Annotated in this window: 13 protein-coding genes; 9 read left to right on the top strand and 4 right to left on the bottom strand. The window is 44.5% G+C overall.

Annotated elements, in window-relative coordinates:
• Positions 1 to 310 precede the first annotated feature (310 nt).
• Entirely contained in the window at positions 311 to 661 is a 351-nt protein-coding gene (locus tag KYS23_RS10565; RefSeq protein ID WP_218397068.1) for an Hpt domain-containing protein, read from the top strand.
• A gap of 26 nt (positions 662 to 687) precedes the next feature.
• Here KYS23_RS10565 and KYS23_RS10560 read toward each other — a convergent pair whose 3' ends face one another.
• A complete protein-coding gene (locus KYS23_RS10560; RefSeq protein WP_159531071.1) occupies positions 688 to 1,692 on the bottom strand; it encodes an adenosine deaminase in 1,005 nt (334 codons plus the stop codon).
• Between the two features lie 288 nt (positions 1,693 to 1,980).
• Here KYS23_RS10560 and KYS23_RS10555 point away from each other — a divergent pair, with 288 nt between their 5' ends.
• Positions 1,981 to 3,312 carry an NCS2 family permease gene (locus tag KYS23_RS10555; RefSeq protein ID WP_218418562.1) on the top strand — a complete coding sequence of 444 codons (1,332 nt, stop codon included), beginning with the start codon at positions 1,981 to 1,983 and terminating at the stop codon, positions 3,310 to 3,312.
• A gap of 126 nt (positions 3,313 to 3,438) precedes the next feature.
• On the opposite strand, the gene KYS23_RS10550 is transcribed toward KYS23_RS10555, so the two are convergent.
• The 3 genes from KYS23_RS10550 to KYS23_RS10540 are packed head-to-tail and all read right to left on the bottom strand — an operon-like array spanning position 3,439 to position 5,323.
• Complete coding sequence (locus KYS23_RS10550; RefSeq protein ID WP_159531075.1) at positions 3,439 to 3,696, bottom strand: DUF3862 domain-containing protein; 258 nt, start codon at positions 3,694 to 3,696, stop codon at positions 3,439 to 3,441.
• A gap of 51 nt (positions 3,697 to 3,747) precedes the next feature.
• On the bottom strand, positions 3,748 to 4,674 hold the full coding sequence (gene puuE, locus KYS23_RS10545; RefSeq protein ID WP_159531077.1) for an allantoinase PuuE: 927 nt from the start codon (positions 4,672 to 4,674) through the stop codon (positions 3,748 to 3,750).
• Positions 4,664 to 5,323: a TetR/AcrR family transcriptional regulator gene (locus tag KYS23_RS10540; RefSeq protein WP_218397072.1), complete on the bottom strand. Its 660-nt coding sequence runs from the start codon at positions 5,321 to 5,323 to the stop codon at positions 4,664 to 4,666. The genes puuE and KYS23_RS10540 overlap by 11 nt, the downstream gene beginning before the upstream one ends.
• A 309-nt stretch (positions 5,324 to 5,632) precedes the next feature.
• Between KYS23_RS10540 and xdhA the strand changes: the two genes are divergently transcribed.
• The 7 genes from xdhA to KYS23_RS10505 are packed head-to-tail and all read left to right on the top strand — an operon-like array spanning position 5,633 to position 13,673.
• A complete protein-coding gene (gene xdhA, locus KYS23_RS10535) occupies positions 5,633 to 7,096 on the top strand; it encodes a xanthine dehydrogenase small subunit (RefSeq protein ID WP_159531081.1) in 1,464 nt (487 codons plus the stop codon).
• Positions 7,089 to 9,461, top strand: a complete 2,373-nt coding sequence (xdhB, locus tag KYS23_RS10530) for a xanthine dehydrogenase molybdopterin binding subunit (RefSeq protein WP_218418561.1) — start codon at positions 7,089 to 7,091, stop codon at positions 9,459 to 9,461. The genes xdhA and xdhB overlap by 8 nt, the downstream gene beginning before the upstream one ends.
• On the top strand, positions 9,458 to 10,312 hold the full coding sequence (gene xdhC, locus KYS23_RS10525) for a xanthine dehydrogenase accessory protein XdhC (protein WP_159531085.1): 855 nt from the start codon (positions 9,458 to 9,460) through the stop codon (positions 10,310 to 10,312). Before xdhB ends, xdhC begins: the two co-directional genes overlap by 4 nt.
• Positions 10,309 to 10,827, top strand: coding sequence for a 2-oxo-4-hydroxy-4-carboxy-5-ureidoimidazoline decarboxylase (uraD, locus tag KYS23_RS10520; protein ID WP_159531087.1), 519 nt, complete (start codon positions 10,309 to 10,311; stop codon positions 10,825 to 10,827). Before xdhC ends, uraD begins: the two co-directional genes overlap by 4 nt.
• Complete coding sequence (gene uraH / locus KYS23_RS10515) at positions 10,827 to 11,147, top strand: hydroxyisourate hydrolase (protein WP_159531089.1); 321 nt, start codon at positions 10,827 to 10,829, stop codon at positions 11,145 to 11,147. The genes uraD and uraH overlap by 1 nt, the downstream gene beginning before the upstream one ends.
• A gap of 5 nt (positions 11,148 to 11,152) precedes the next feature.
• Positions 11,153 to 12,469: a guanine deaminase gene (gene guaD, locus KYS23_RS10510; RefSeq protein WP_218397077.1), complete on the top strand. Its 1,317-nt coding sequence runs from the start codon at positions 11,153 to 11,155 to the stop codon at positions 12,467 to 12,469.
• On the top strand, positions 12,456 to 13,673 hold the full coding sequence (locus tag KYS23_RS10505) for a urate hydroxylase PuuD (protein WP_218418554.1): 1,218 nt from the start codon (positions 12,456 to 12,458) through the stop codon (positions 13,671 to 13,673). Before guaD ends, KYS23_RS10505 begins: the two co-directional genes overlap by 14 nt.
• Positions 13,674 to 13,739 lie beyond the last annotated feature (66 nt).

Below are 13,739 nucleotides of genomic sequence, written 5' to 3'. Positions count from 1 at the left end.
TTTTTCCTATTTACTTTTTTCTCTATTTAGTATCGACTACGTTATACTTTTTGTTATTAGCCTTTAGTATATATTCGTCTATGCTAATATTATTAGTATTGCGATAATAGATTATGTACGCAAGGCTTAACTGATAAATCAACGTGTACAGCAAATACTATCACAACCACAAAGAGAAACTTAAAGGTGAATTTAATAAAACAATAGACAACCTTACTTTAAATAGCTCCACAATTAAATTTTAAATTTAAGTTTTAACTGTAAATTAACTACTTACACTTTTTAAATGGCTTATAAGGCAAAAAACGTTATGAATTTTGATAGTACGTCGCTTTGGCAATATGAAAAAGCATTACAACGTTTAGCGGGAAACCACGATCTTTTGAAACGCGTTGCAAAGATGTTTATTGATCAAATCGATGAAAAATACTTAACGCTTACTACAGCGGTTACAAATAGAGATCGCGAAGAAGTTCGCTTCACTAGCCATGCTATTAAGGGGGTTTCAGGTGATGTGGGTGCCGAGGTACTACGCCAGAAAGCTTCATCCATTGAAATATTATCGACAACAGACGATTGGGATGAGATTGAAGCACACGTTGAAGCGTTGGCATCAGTAATCGATGCCACTAAATCTGAAATGACTACCGCCCACGCTTAGAAAGAAGCAATAAGCGGCTTAACAGTTTAGCTTGTTAAAGAATGTATGTGAGCAATGTGTCGTTGCTTAATGTCATCCGGTAAAAAGCTAGCCGTAAAACTATTGATAGCAAGTTGCTTCACGTGTGCTTCTGTTACAGGTAGCGCATCACACAATGCAATATAATTATCATTTAAAAAACCACCAAAGTACGTCGGATCGTCTGAATTCACTGTGACCATTAAGCCCTCATCGAGTAACGATAAAATATTGTGCTTGGCTAGGTCATCTACCACACACAATTTCAGGTTACTCAACGGACACACGGTAAGAGGAATTTGATTATCGTTAATGTAAGCCATCAACTTTTCGTCTTCCTGGCATCTTACCCCATGATCAATCCGGTCAACGTTAAGCAAGTCTAACGCTTCCCAAATATATTCTGGCGGGCCCTCTTCACCTGCATGGGCAACTATTTTAAAACCAAGTGCTCGCGCTTCTTTAAATACCCGTTCAAATTTAGACGGCGGATGTCCCAGTTCAGAACTGTCTAAGCCAACCGCGTCTATGACACTGTAATAAGGTTTGGCGGCTTCAAGTGTGGCGAAGGCATCGCTTTCTGGTAGGTGCCTTAAGAAAGACATAATTAAATAACTGGAAATACCGTACTGCTTTTGTGCATCTTTCATGGCACGTAAAAAACCGGGCATGAAAACTTCAAACCCTATCCCTCTTGCGGTATGGGTTTGCGGGTCGAACATGATTTCGGTGTGTACCACGTTGTCTTCGTGGCAGCGAGTGAAATACGCCCACATTAATGCGTAAAAATCATCTTCATCAATGAGAACGCCCGCGCCAGCATAATATATATCGAGGAAGCTTTGAAGATTAGTAAATTGATAGGCGGCAGCTATCTCTTCAATGCTTTTATATGGCAACGTGATACTATGCTTGCTTGCCAGGTGCCACATAAGCTCAGGTGTTAGGCTGCCTTCTATATGCAAGTGCAGTTCAGCCTTCGGGAGTTTTTGAATTATTGTTGATAGCGACATGGCCCCTCACAGTTAGAAACGCACCATTTTGATGCAACTTGATCTTAATTAGTGCGCAACTTCTTTTCTAGCGTTGATTTAGTCAGGCGTTGTTATAACGCTTCCGATGTGAAATAGACGGTTTTTAAAACCTTTATTAGTTGATTTCACTGGCGTACCACTGACTTTGCGTATTCTGGCTATGATTACCGTAGCACAAAACGCACCAACAAACTGACTAAGTGGTCAAGTTTTTGCTTCATGCAACATCAAATAATGATAAATGACTCAACGCATAGAGAAATCTACATGTCTAATAACGTATTAGAGCGCCTGTTTAAGCTTCAGGCGCATGGAACCACAATAAAAACAGAAGTGGTAGCGGGGCTAACCACCTTTGCCGCCATGTCGTACATCTTAGTGGTAAATCCAGGGATCCTTGGCTTAAGTGGCATGCCTATCGAAGGATTAATTACGGTAACCGCGCTCGCTGCCTGCTTGGGTACTTTATTGATGGCGTTTATGACTAACTATCCCATTGCACTTGCGCCTGGTATGGGTTTAAACGCCTTTTTTGCTTTTACAATTTGTTTATCTCGAGAAATCCCGTGGGAAGCCGCGCTTGGAATAGTCTTTTGGAACGGTGTTCTCTTTTTAATTCTGTCCTTAACCGGGGTAAGAACTAAAATTGCGGAGTCTATTCCTCCGGCTCTAAAAATTGGTGTGCAATGCGGTATAGGGTTATTCATTGCCTTTATTGGGCTTAAAAATGCGGGCTTGGTTGTCGACCATCCTGCCACCTTTGTGAGTCTTGGTGATTTATCTGACCCTGCGGTAATGCTAGCGCTACTTGGAATTATTTTTACCATTGTCATGGTAGTAAAAAAAGTAACTGGCGGTATTCTTATTTCCATCGTGGTGCTAACGGTGATTGGTGCTTTCGTACCTACCGAAAATGGCATGTTAACCGCAACGCCAGAAGCCATTATCGGCTTGCCGGAACCTATTTCGAACACCTTCATGGCAATGGACTTTTGGTATCCTATTGATCATATCGCTGAGACATGGGACTTAATATTCGCGCTTATGTTTGTGAACATGTTCGACACCATTGGTACCTTAATTGGGGTTTCTCGCCGTGCGAACCTTCTAGATAAAAACGGTAGATTACCTAAAATAGGGCCTGCCATGACCGCTGATGCATCAGCTAGTGTAGTGGGTGCTTTTATTGGCACTTCACCGGTAACCAGCTACGTAGAGTCTGCTACTGGGGCGTCTGCAGGTGGTAGAACAGGGTTAACTGCAGTAGTAGTTGCACTGTGCTTTGTGCTCGCTTTGTTCCTTACGCCATTAATGAAAGTTATTCCGTTGATGGCAACGACGCCTGCCCTCATTATGGTGGGTATATTGATGATGGAAGCCATACGTCAGATAGATTTCGATGATTTGGGCGCACTGGCTACTGCATCAGTGGCACTGTTGGCCATGCCACTAACGTTTAGTATCAGCGAAGGTATTGCCCTTGGGTTTATTACTTATGTCGGTATTAAGATGGGCACAGGGAAATTCAAAGAGGTGAGCGGATTAACCTACGCGCTAGCCGGTGTCTTTATACTGCGCTATATATTTGACCTAAAATAACAAGCGCAGACTTATGCTTAGCATATAAAAAAACGGTGAAGATAATCTTCACCGTTTTTTTGTGTTTTGCGTAATCTATTTAGGCTACTTAGATTATGTAAATTACATAGATTGGGCTTTCTACCCCTACTCTAAACCGTCGTAGCTAAAGGTAACGGCTTTATCACCCATAAAGACTATCTTTACGTGCTTCGCTTCTTCGTTACCCCAAATACAAGACACTGCGCCCATGGTTTTTGCGCAATTATCTGCAGCCCCTATCACCGATGACACTTCATCTTGAGACATACCCATTTTTAATTTGTCGTAGTTTTCCTGATTTAGCTTCGAACAGCCCGTTAACACGAGCGCTGTTAATAAACACAAGGCAATTTTTACTTTCATTTTTATATCTCCAGTTTATATAGCGTAGCTTGCTTCTTATAGCTTTACACTTTACTGGGATTTTTCAACCAAAGGATGTTCTGCTAACCAATGTCTCGCAATGTCTTCGCGAGTAGCAAGCCACACTTTGTCGTGAGATTGCACATATTCAATAAAACGTTTCAATGCCGCCATTCTCGCTGGCCGCCCTAAAATACGGCAATGCATGCCTATCGAAAGCATTTTAGGTGCTTCACTGCCCTCTTCGTATAACACATCGAATGCATCTTTTAGATATTGAAAAAATTGCTCGCCACTATTGAAACCTTGTGGAGCAGCAAAGCGCATATCATTGGTATCTAACGTATAAGGCACCATTAAAAGGGGCTTGCTGTAATGATTATCAAAATAAGGTAAATCATCGGCATAAGAATCGGCACAATAAAGTATGTCATCACGCTCAGCTATCAATTTGAGCGTGTTAGGGCTGGTACGCCCTGTATACCAGCCAACCGGCTTCTTGCCAGTAAGTTGCTCATGCAACATGATAGCGTCGTCTATTTCTTTTCGTTCAGTCGCTTCATCCATATCTTGATAATGCACCCAACGCATAGCGTGACTCGCAATTTCCCATTTAGCATCTAACATGGCTTGCACGGCATCTGGGTGACGTTGCATGGCCATAGTGATACCAAAAACCGTTACCGGAATATTGTAGCTGGTGAGCAAACGATGAAGTCGCCAGAACCCCGCTCGACTGCCGTATTCGTAAATAGACTCCATACTAAGGTGTCTATCATTAAATGCTTGTGCCCCAATTATTTCAGACAAAAAGGTTTCGGAGTGCGCATCACCATGAAGCACGCAGTTCTCACCACCTTCTTCATAATTTAAAACAAACTGGAGCGCAATTTTAGCGCCGTTCGGCCAATTGGCCTTAGGTACATCAGCCCCGTAACCTATAAGGTCGCGAGGGTAAGTATGGGAATTATTCGACATCAATATTCTCAATATAACGACTTGGCACTGGCAGGTTGCACCCACCTAGCACCAATTGAATTAATTGGCGTGTGGCCGTTTCAAAATCGGCCTTAATCATTTTACGACCACGAAGACGGGTAATTTGAGCAGAAAAGTCTGCATAATGCTGGGTGCTAGCCCAAATGGTGTAAAGTAAATATTCGCCATCAAGCTGAGGAAGTTTACCTACTTCAATCCACTGGTCGATAAGTGCTAAGCGCCCTTCCATCCATTTGGCATGTTCTTCATCAAAATAACCGGTTAAGTTCTGCGCACCGTTAATAATTTCCATCGCAAATATTTTAGACGCTTGGGGATGGGTGCGAGATACTTCCATTTTTTCTGTAATGTACGCTGCTAACACTTCAGCGGGGTCGTCATCTACAGTGGCTCTGTCGAAATGGGAATTCCACAACGACAGTGTTTCTTCTAACACTGCCACATACAATTCTTGCTTCGTTTTAAAATAATAAAGCACATTGGTTTTAGGCAGTTTCGCTTCATCTGCAATTTTTTGAACCGCAGTACCTTTGAAACCGAACTGGGCGAAACATTTTTCAGCCGCCTGCAGAATGTTTCTTTTGTTTGTGGCGCCTACTCCTGCGTCTGTGTCTCTTAATTTGATCATCGTTGTTATTTTATCCTTCACTACACGTCTGGCATCCGTTTGTATTACGTTATCACGGTTTTAGCGTAAAACAGAAAACGTAAACACTATACCGTTATCTCTACTTAACTTCGTGTTCTTTATATTAAACCTTGCACGATTCTTGCCTGTATGACATCAACAAGTATGCAGTTTTGCTTACCAAATCAGGGGCTATTCTCAGGGAAGCCTTTTTTTTAAAGTAATTTTTTGACCAAATGGTCTACTTTTCTGTCAAGAATACCGCTATATTAATGGATATATCAATGAAAACAGTGATGAGGTGCGGGTATGATTCGCTTTCTTATTAATCAACAACTCGTTGAATTGGACGATACCCGGGCTGACCTAACGTTACTCCAATTCTTACGCGAGCACAGGAAACTTACCGGTACCAAAGAGGGTTGTGCTGCAGGCGATTGCGGTGCGTGTACCGTTGTGATTGCCGAGCCTACTCCACAGTTCGATGGGTTACATTACCGTACAGTAAACAGTTGTATAACCTTAATGTCGGCTGTGCATGGAAAACAACTTATTGCGGTTGAGCACTTAACTCAAGGCAACACATTACACCCTGTACAACAAGCACTTATCGACTTTCATGGTTCGCAGTGTGGCTTCTGTACACCGGGGTTTATTATGTCGATGTTTGCTTTGTATCATCAAGAGGGTACGCCAAATCGCGACGATGTTCTGCATGCACTTTCGGGCAACTTATGCCGCTGTACCGGCTATCGTCCTATCATTGATGCGGCGCTATCAGTATGTGGAAACACACCTGACGACGCATTTTCACGTAATACGCCCAGCACGCTAAGTTCATTAAAGCAACTGGCTGGAACCCCCTTACTGGGTACGAGCAACTTGCTTGTTCCTGATACTCGCGCAGCGCTGGCCCATGCTATCGCACTGCATCCTGATGCACTATTAGTCGCTGGCAGTACCGATTTGAGTTTGATGTTTACTCAACAACTCAAAGATGTGAGCACATTAATCAGCTTGGCTGGGGTAAAATCGCTAAATGGATGCACTGCAAACGAACATTCGATCACCTTTGGTGCAACCACGCCATTAAGTGATTTGACGCAACCTTTACTGGCGCACTTTCCCCAGTTAGCAGAGTTGATTACCCGATTTGCTTCACTACCTATTCGTAACCAAGCTACCTTGGGCGGTAACGTGGCTAACGCTTCCCCTATTGGTGATATGCCGCCTGTATTGCTAGCATTAAACGCGGTGCTGCATATTGATAACGGCACACAAACGCGCGCTGTACCTGTAGACGCCTTTTTTACCGGCTATCGACAAACGGCGCTAGAAAAAGGCGAATGGCTATCTGCCATTGAAGTTCCTTACCTAACACAAAATGAATTGGTCGCGGCTTACAAGATTTCAAAACGTATGGAAGATGACATTTCTGCCGTATGTGCTGTATTCAACGTAACGCTTAATAACGGCAAGGTTGAAGGCGTTAGTACTGGCTTTGGCGGTGTTGCCGCAACACCAGCTAGCTGCGAGGCGCTTAATAGCGCATTAAAAGGCAAACAGTGGGCAAGTAGCGAATGCTTGAATATTGGTAAACAGATTTTAAGCGAAGCCTTTGCACCGATAGATGATGTAAGGGCCAGCGCAGAATATCGTAAAACAGTACTGGCTAATTTATGGCATCGGTTCTGGCTAGAGCATCAAAACACTAGCCAAGCAGGCAGTCATAGCAGCAACAAGATTGAAACTCGGGTGGTGCAACATGCGTAAACTTATCGATAGCGCGAAAGATTCAGCCTCAACACAGGTTGTTCATACGTCGGTAAAGCATGAAAGTGCTGCTAGACAGGTTCAAGGTAGTGCGAAATATATTGACGATTTGGTAGAGCCGCACGGCACGCTGTACGCCGCTGTGGGCACCAGCCAGTGCGCGGCGGGTATTATTGAAACTATGGATTTATCTGCCGTACGTGCAAGCGAAGGTGTGGTAGATGTTATTACCATCGATGATGTACCTGGTCATAAAGACATTGGGCCTGTTTTTGAAGGCGATCCGTTACTCGCCAATGGTGAAATTAAGTTTTACGGCCAACCGTATTTTGCTGTTCTTGCCACCTCGGTGCACTTAGCGCGAAAAGCGGCACTAAAGGGCACCATTAAGGTTATTCCTACTGCAGGCGTATTTACCACCGAAGAAGCACACAAACACGAGCGCTTTGTTCGCCCTACTCACAAGTTCGGCCAAGGTGATGCTGATACTCAACTGGCCACTGCGCCTTTGAGCTGTAAAGGCCATCTCTCTATTGGCGGCCAAGAACATATGTATCTTGAAGGACAAGTATCTCTGGCTATCCCAGATGAAGATGGCCGTATGAAGGTGTATACCTCAAGCCAACATCCTAGCGAAGTACAAAAACTGGTTGCTGAAGTGCTCAATATTAAGCTGCATCATGTGATGGTAGATATGCGCCGCATGGGTGGCGGGTTTGGCGGAAAAGAAACCCAAGCTGCCCAGTGGGCGTGTTTGGCGTCTTTGTTAGCGTCTCGCAATCAGTGTGCAGTGAAGTGCCGATTACCCCGCAGCACAGATATGCATGTAACAGGTAAACGCCACCCTTTCGATAACAGCTTTGAGGTTGGCTTTAACGAAAACGGTAAAATTGTTGCTACAAAAGTAGATATTAACGGTAACTGTGGGCATTCACCTGACTTGTCTGACGCTATTGTCGACAGAGCCATGTTTCATGCCGATAACGGTTACTTTTTGGGTGCAAGCTACATTGTAGGTCATCGCTTGCAAACTAACATGGTATCGCACACCGCTTACCGTGGTTTTGGTGGGCCGCAAGGAATGATCATGGCTGAAGCCATGATGGATGCCATGGCACGCAAACTGGAAGTAGACCCGCTCACTGTACGTAAACAAAACCTGTACGGGCCAGAAACTGGCACGACTACCCCTTATGGCATGGAAGTAGAGCACAACCTATTGCCAGAAATGATAGCTAAACTTGAAAAAGACGCCGATTATTGGGCACGTAGAAACGCGATTACCGACTTTAACCGCAATAGCCCTGTTATTAAGAAAGGCCTAGCCCTTACTCCGGTTAAGTTTGGTATTTCCTTTACTGCAAAACACTTAAACCAAGCAGGCGCACTGGTACATATTTATACCGACGGTAGCATTCAAGTGAATCATGGCGGCACAGAAATGGGCCAAGGCTTACACACCAAAATAGCCCAAATTGCAGCGAATGAGTTTGGTGTGTCGATGGACATGATAGAGGTGACTGCCACCCGCACCGATAAAGTACCGAACACATCGCCAACGGCGGCGTCGAGCGGCACAGATCTAAACGGTAAAGCGGTGCAAAATGCCTGCATAACGTTAAAACAACGCCTTGCGCAGTGCTTTGCTACCGAGCTAGGTATGCCAGAGCAAGCCGAAAAGGTACAGTTTACTGCCGGTAACCTAGTGCTAGGTGAACATCAAAAAGCCTTTAGCGATTTAGTTCAGGCGGCGTATTTTGATCGTGTGTCATTATCGGCCAATGGTTTTTATAAAACCCCTAAACTACACTACAATCGCGAAACTGGCGATGGCCGCCCGTTTTTCTATTTCTCTTATGGCGTGTCGGTAAGTGAAGTATCTGTTGATACCTTAAGTGGTGAGTACTGCGTTGATAAAGTAGACATACTCCACGATGTAGGTAATAGCTTGAACCCTGCTATTGATATTGGCCAAATAGAAGGTGCTTTCATTCAAGGCATGGGCTGGCTGACTACCGAAGAACTAGTGTGGAATAACGATGGTCGCTTAACCAGTGAAAACATGGCCACCTATAAAATTCCTGCTATTGGCGATACCCCTAAACATTTTGATGTGAAACTTTTTGGCAGAGAGAATGCTGAAGACAGTATTTACCATTCAAAAGCCGTAGGAGAACCCCCCTTCATGCTAGCAATTTCGGTATGGTGTGCTTTGAAAGATGCCATTTCAAGTATTTCTGGTTACACCCAAGATCCACAATTAGATACACCTGCCACGCCAGAGCGTGTACTGAATGCCGTAATGCAGCTGCAACAAGCAACACACTCTCAATCGGTTCAGAACGCGCTACAGGAAACGCAATGAAAGTGAGCACATGGTACGAAGCGGTAGCGCAGTGTCAACAAGACGGTGCGCCCTACGTTATTGTGACGGTCATTAGTATTGCTGGCTCCACACCCCGTGAAGCCGGAAGCAAAATGGTGGTTACCGATGCACAAAGCATTGATACCATCGGCGGCGGGCATTTAGAATTCGACGCAATCAAAACAGCCCGTGAGATGCTAAGCGGCGGTAGTCGTAGTAAAGAGAGTGCAAGCACAGAAATACGTTCATACCCCCTTAGCAGTAAGCTAGGGCAATGCTGTGGCGGTGCTGTTAAAGTGTTGTTTGAAGTGTGCAATCGCCATGCGCAGCACATCGCTATTTTCGGTGCAGGCCATGTGGCAAAAGCACTGGTACCTATTTTAGCCCAGCTTCCACTTCGTATTTCCTGGATTGATAGTCGTGAAGATTTGTTCAGTCACCCGCTGCCGGCAAACGTCAAAATGGTGGTAGAAGAAGCGCCAGAGACTGAAGTACGGGGGCTGGAAGAAAATACCTGGTTGGTGATATTGACTCACGATCATCAACTCGATTACCGCATTACCGAGCAAGCATTAAAATACCCTGCGTTACCCTTTGTTGGCCTTATTGGTTCACAAACCAAAGCCAAGCGTTTTATCACTAAATTGGAACACCGTGGTTTTAATGAAAGTGATTTAGCGCGCTTAGCAACCCCTATTGGCGATACTTCAATACCCGGCAAGCGTCCTATTGAAGTGGCGGTATCTATTGCTTCACAAATTATCCAGCGTTTACACGCCGGTGAAGACAATGTTGAAGATGCTACGGTGACTAACGTCGATAGATTTAACAATAAGGAACATAATGTATGACCTTAAACGAACTTAATACCCTATCGACCAGTGCTGCTACCGGTTGGTTTCAACAAACCTGCGCAGCACAGTCGTGGATTTACAGCATGGTGAACGCCCGCCCTTTTGGCACCGTTAACGATGTAAAAGAATATGCCAAAACCGCATGGGCAAAATGCGGCAAGGAAGACTTTTTAGAGGCATTCACCGCCCACCCAATGATTGGCGATGTAGATTCGCTGCGTAAAAAGTTTGCCAACACGAAAACCATTGCCAGCGGTGAACAATCAGGCACAGCCAGTGCGTCAGAAGCTACGCTGCTTACGCTAAAAGAAGCGAACCAAGCGTATCTTGATAAGCATGGTTTTATTTTTATTATTTGTGCCACAGGGCTTTCGGCCGACGCGATGCTTAGCGCCTTGCAAGCGCGATTACCGAACAGCACCAATGAAGAAATTCGCACAGCAGCCCAAGAACAAATTAAAATTACCTTGTTACGCTTAGACAAAGCGTTAACTGCCAAGGACGAAAATTAATGAATACCTTATCAAGTCATGTATTAGACACCACATCGGGCAAGCCAGTAGAAGGTATTGCGCTTACTCTTACTTTGCCTAATGGCGATGTACTTACCGGTAAAACCGATAACGACGGACGCTTTAACCAATGGGGTCAGACATTCGAAGCCGGTGTGTATACATTGCGTTTTCACAGCCATGACTACTTAATTGCTACCCATGGGAAGAGCTTTTACCCCCATATAGATATAGCGTTTGAACTTGAAAGTGACGGCGGCCATTACCATGTGCCTTTGCTTATCTCTCCTTTTGGTTTTAGCAGTTATAGAGGCAGCTAAATATAATGCAGCTTTTTCGTGCGAATATTGCACACTTTCCAACACCTAGTACTACGTCATCTTCCTTAGTGGAAGATATTAGTGTTATTTACGATGGCGGCTTGGTTATTGATGGCAAAAAAATTATCGCCACTGGCGGGTATATCACGATGCGTGAGCAGTACCCTGATGCAGTGTTACATGATCATAAAGACAGCTGGATTTTACCTGGGCTAATAGACAGCCATTTGCACTACCCACAAACTGAAAGTATTGCTAGCTATGGTGAGCAGCTATTAAGTTGGCTTGAAAACTATACTTTTCCTACCGAAAAGCAGTTTGCCAGCGTGGAGCATGCCCAAAAAATTGCCAAGGTGTTTTTGCAACAATTGTTGAAGAACGGCACAACGACTGGCTTCGTTTTTTCATCGGTACACCAAGGGTGTTGTAATGCCTTGTTTAGTGCCGCCAGTGAAATAGACATGGCGATAGTGGCAGGTAAAGTGTGCATGGACAGAAACTGCCCTGCGGACCTACAAGATTGCCCCGACACTGCACAAAAAGACAGCGCCGTGTTAATTGAAAAATGGCACAACACCGGCCGAAATCGCTACGCGATCACCCCTAGGTTTGCGCCGACTAGCTCTGAAGCGCAATTGGCAGCTTTAGGTGAACTGGCAACCCAATTTAAAGATGTCTTTGTGCAAACGCATTTGTCTGAAAATGTAGATGAAATTGCATGGGTGAAATCTTTATTCCCGAGGGCATCTGGATACTTAGACGTTTACGATAAGTACAACTTAGTACGCCCCCGTTCGGTATTTGGTCATGGTATTCACCTTTCTAGCGATGAATGGCAACGATTAGGTGAAGCGGATGCAACCTTAGCGTTTTGCCCTACCTCGAATCTATTTTTAGGTAGCGGGTTGTTTGATATGCAAACCGCACGGGCCAATAATGTGCATGTAGCATTGGCCACCGATGTTGGCGCTGGCACCAGCTTTAGTATGTTAAAAACCTATGGCGATGCGTATAAAGTTAGCCAGTTGCGCCACGCGCCTATCTGCCCAATCGAAGGGTTTTACTTGATGACCCAAGGCGCTGCGGTAGCACATAAATTAGATGACGAGATTGGAAACTTAAACCCCAACACGGTTGCCGATTTTATTATTGTAACGCCCCGTTATGATGAACTCATGGAATTACGAATTAAGCCTAATGCTGAATTTGACGATGTCTTTTTTGCACTCAGTATATTGGGTGATGACCGCGCTATTGCAGAGACCTGGATAAGCGGTCAATGCTGTTATAATAAGAAGGAAACACACTATGCCATGGCTTGATTGGATAAGCTTATTTGTACGCTGGTTTCACGTAATTGCCGGTGTGGCGTGGATTGGTGCGTCGTTCTATTTTGTCTGGTTAGACAATAATTTGCGCACCCCGCCTAAGTGGAAAGAAGATAAAGGCATTAAAGGCGATTTATGGGCTATACATGGCGGCGGCTTTTATGAAGTAGCCAAGTATGCTTATGGCCCAGAAAAAATGCCTGAAACCTTACACTGGTTCAAATGGGAAGCTTATACCACCTGGTTATCAGGCTTTGCGCTACTCATCATAGTGTATTACTTTGGCGCTTCGGGGTATTTGATTGACCCTCAAGTCAACAATATGTCGCCCTCGATGGCAATATCTTTAGGCCTTGGACTTATTTTTGGTGGCCTTGCCATCTACGAATTGGCCTGCAGAAGCCCATTGGCTAAATACCCTATTGTCTTTGCGTTATGTCTAGTCTCGCTTATTTGTGTAGTCACTTATCTATCAACACAATGGTTTAGTGGTCGTGGGGCTTACATTCATGTTGGGGCGTTAATTGGCACTATTATGGTGGGTAATGTGTTTTTCAACATTATGCCTAACCAACGAAAGATGGTAGCCGCAGTACAAGCAAAAGAAAGTATCGACCCACAATGGGGCGCGGGTGCCAAATTGCGTTCGATGCACAATAACTACTTTACCTTGCCGTTATTGTTTATCATGATTTCAAATCATTACCCTATGACCTATCAGCATGAGCAAAATTGGTTAGTGCTTATTGCATTAATGGCGGCTGCCGCGTGGATTCGACATTTCTTCAACCTACGTCATGTTGGCAAAACTAAACCATCGATATTAGTAACAGGTGCTGTTGCTATGCTTGCCATAGCTCTTTGGGTTTCGTGGCCGAAAACGCCAGCGAATGTTGAGGTAGCGGGTACTGAAAATGAAAGTGTAGCCGTGGTAACTAATGAACGAGTAACCGAGCTTGTGAATACCCATTGTGTAGGCTGTCATTCACGTACCCCAACTGATGATATATTCAAAGTGGCCCCGCTAGGTGTGGTGCTAGATAGCTGGGAAGATATCACTCGTTATGCACCTCAGTTAGTAAGACGCACTACCGTGACCAAAGACATGCCGTTTTTAAATAAAACCGGCATGACCGATGACGAGCGGGCTGAAATAGCGGCGTGGTTTGCCACAACGCATGCCAATAAGGAAAACTAAAACCTAACTGGGCAATTTAACATTGCCCTTCATGGTAGCGCATGCCGTTGCACTGTTTTTAGATTA

It is taken from the genome of Alteromonas lipotrueae, from assembly GCF_019249255.1.
GTDB classification, from domain to species: domain Bacteria; phylum Pseudomonadota; class Gammaproteobacteria; order Enterobacterales; family Alteromonadaceae; genus Alteromonas; species Alteromonas lipotrueae.
Note: the sequence above shows the minus strand (reverse complement) of the source record. Positions and strands in the feature narration are given on the sequence as shown.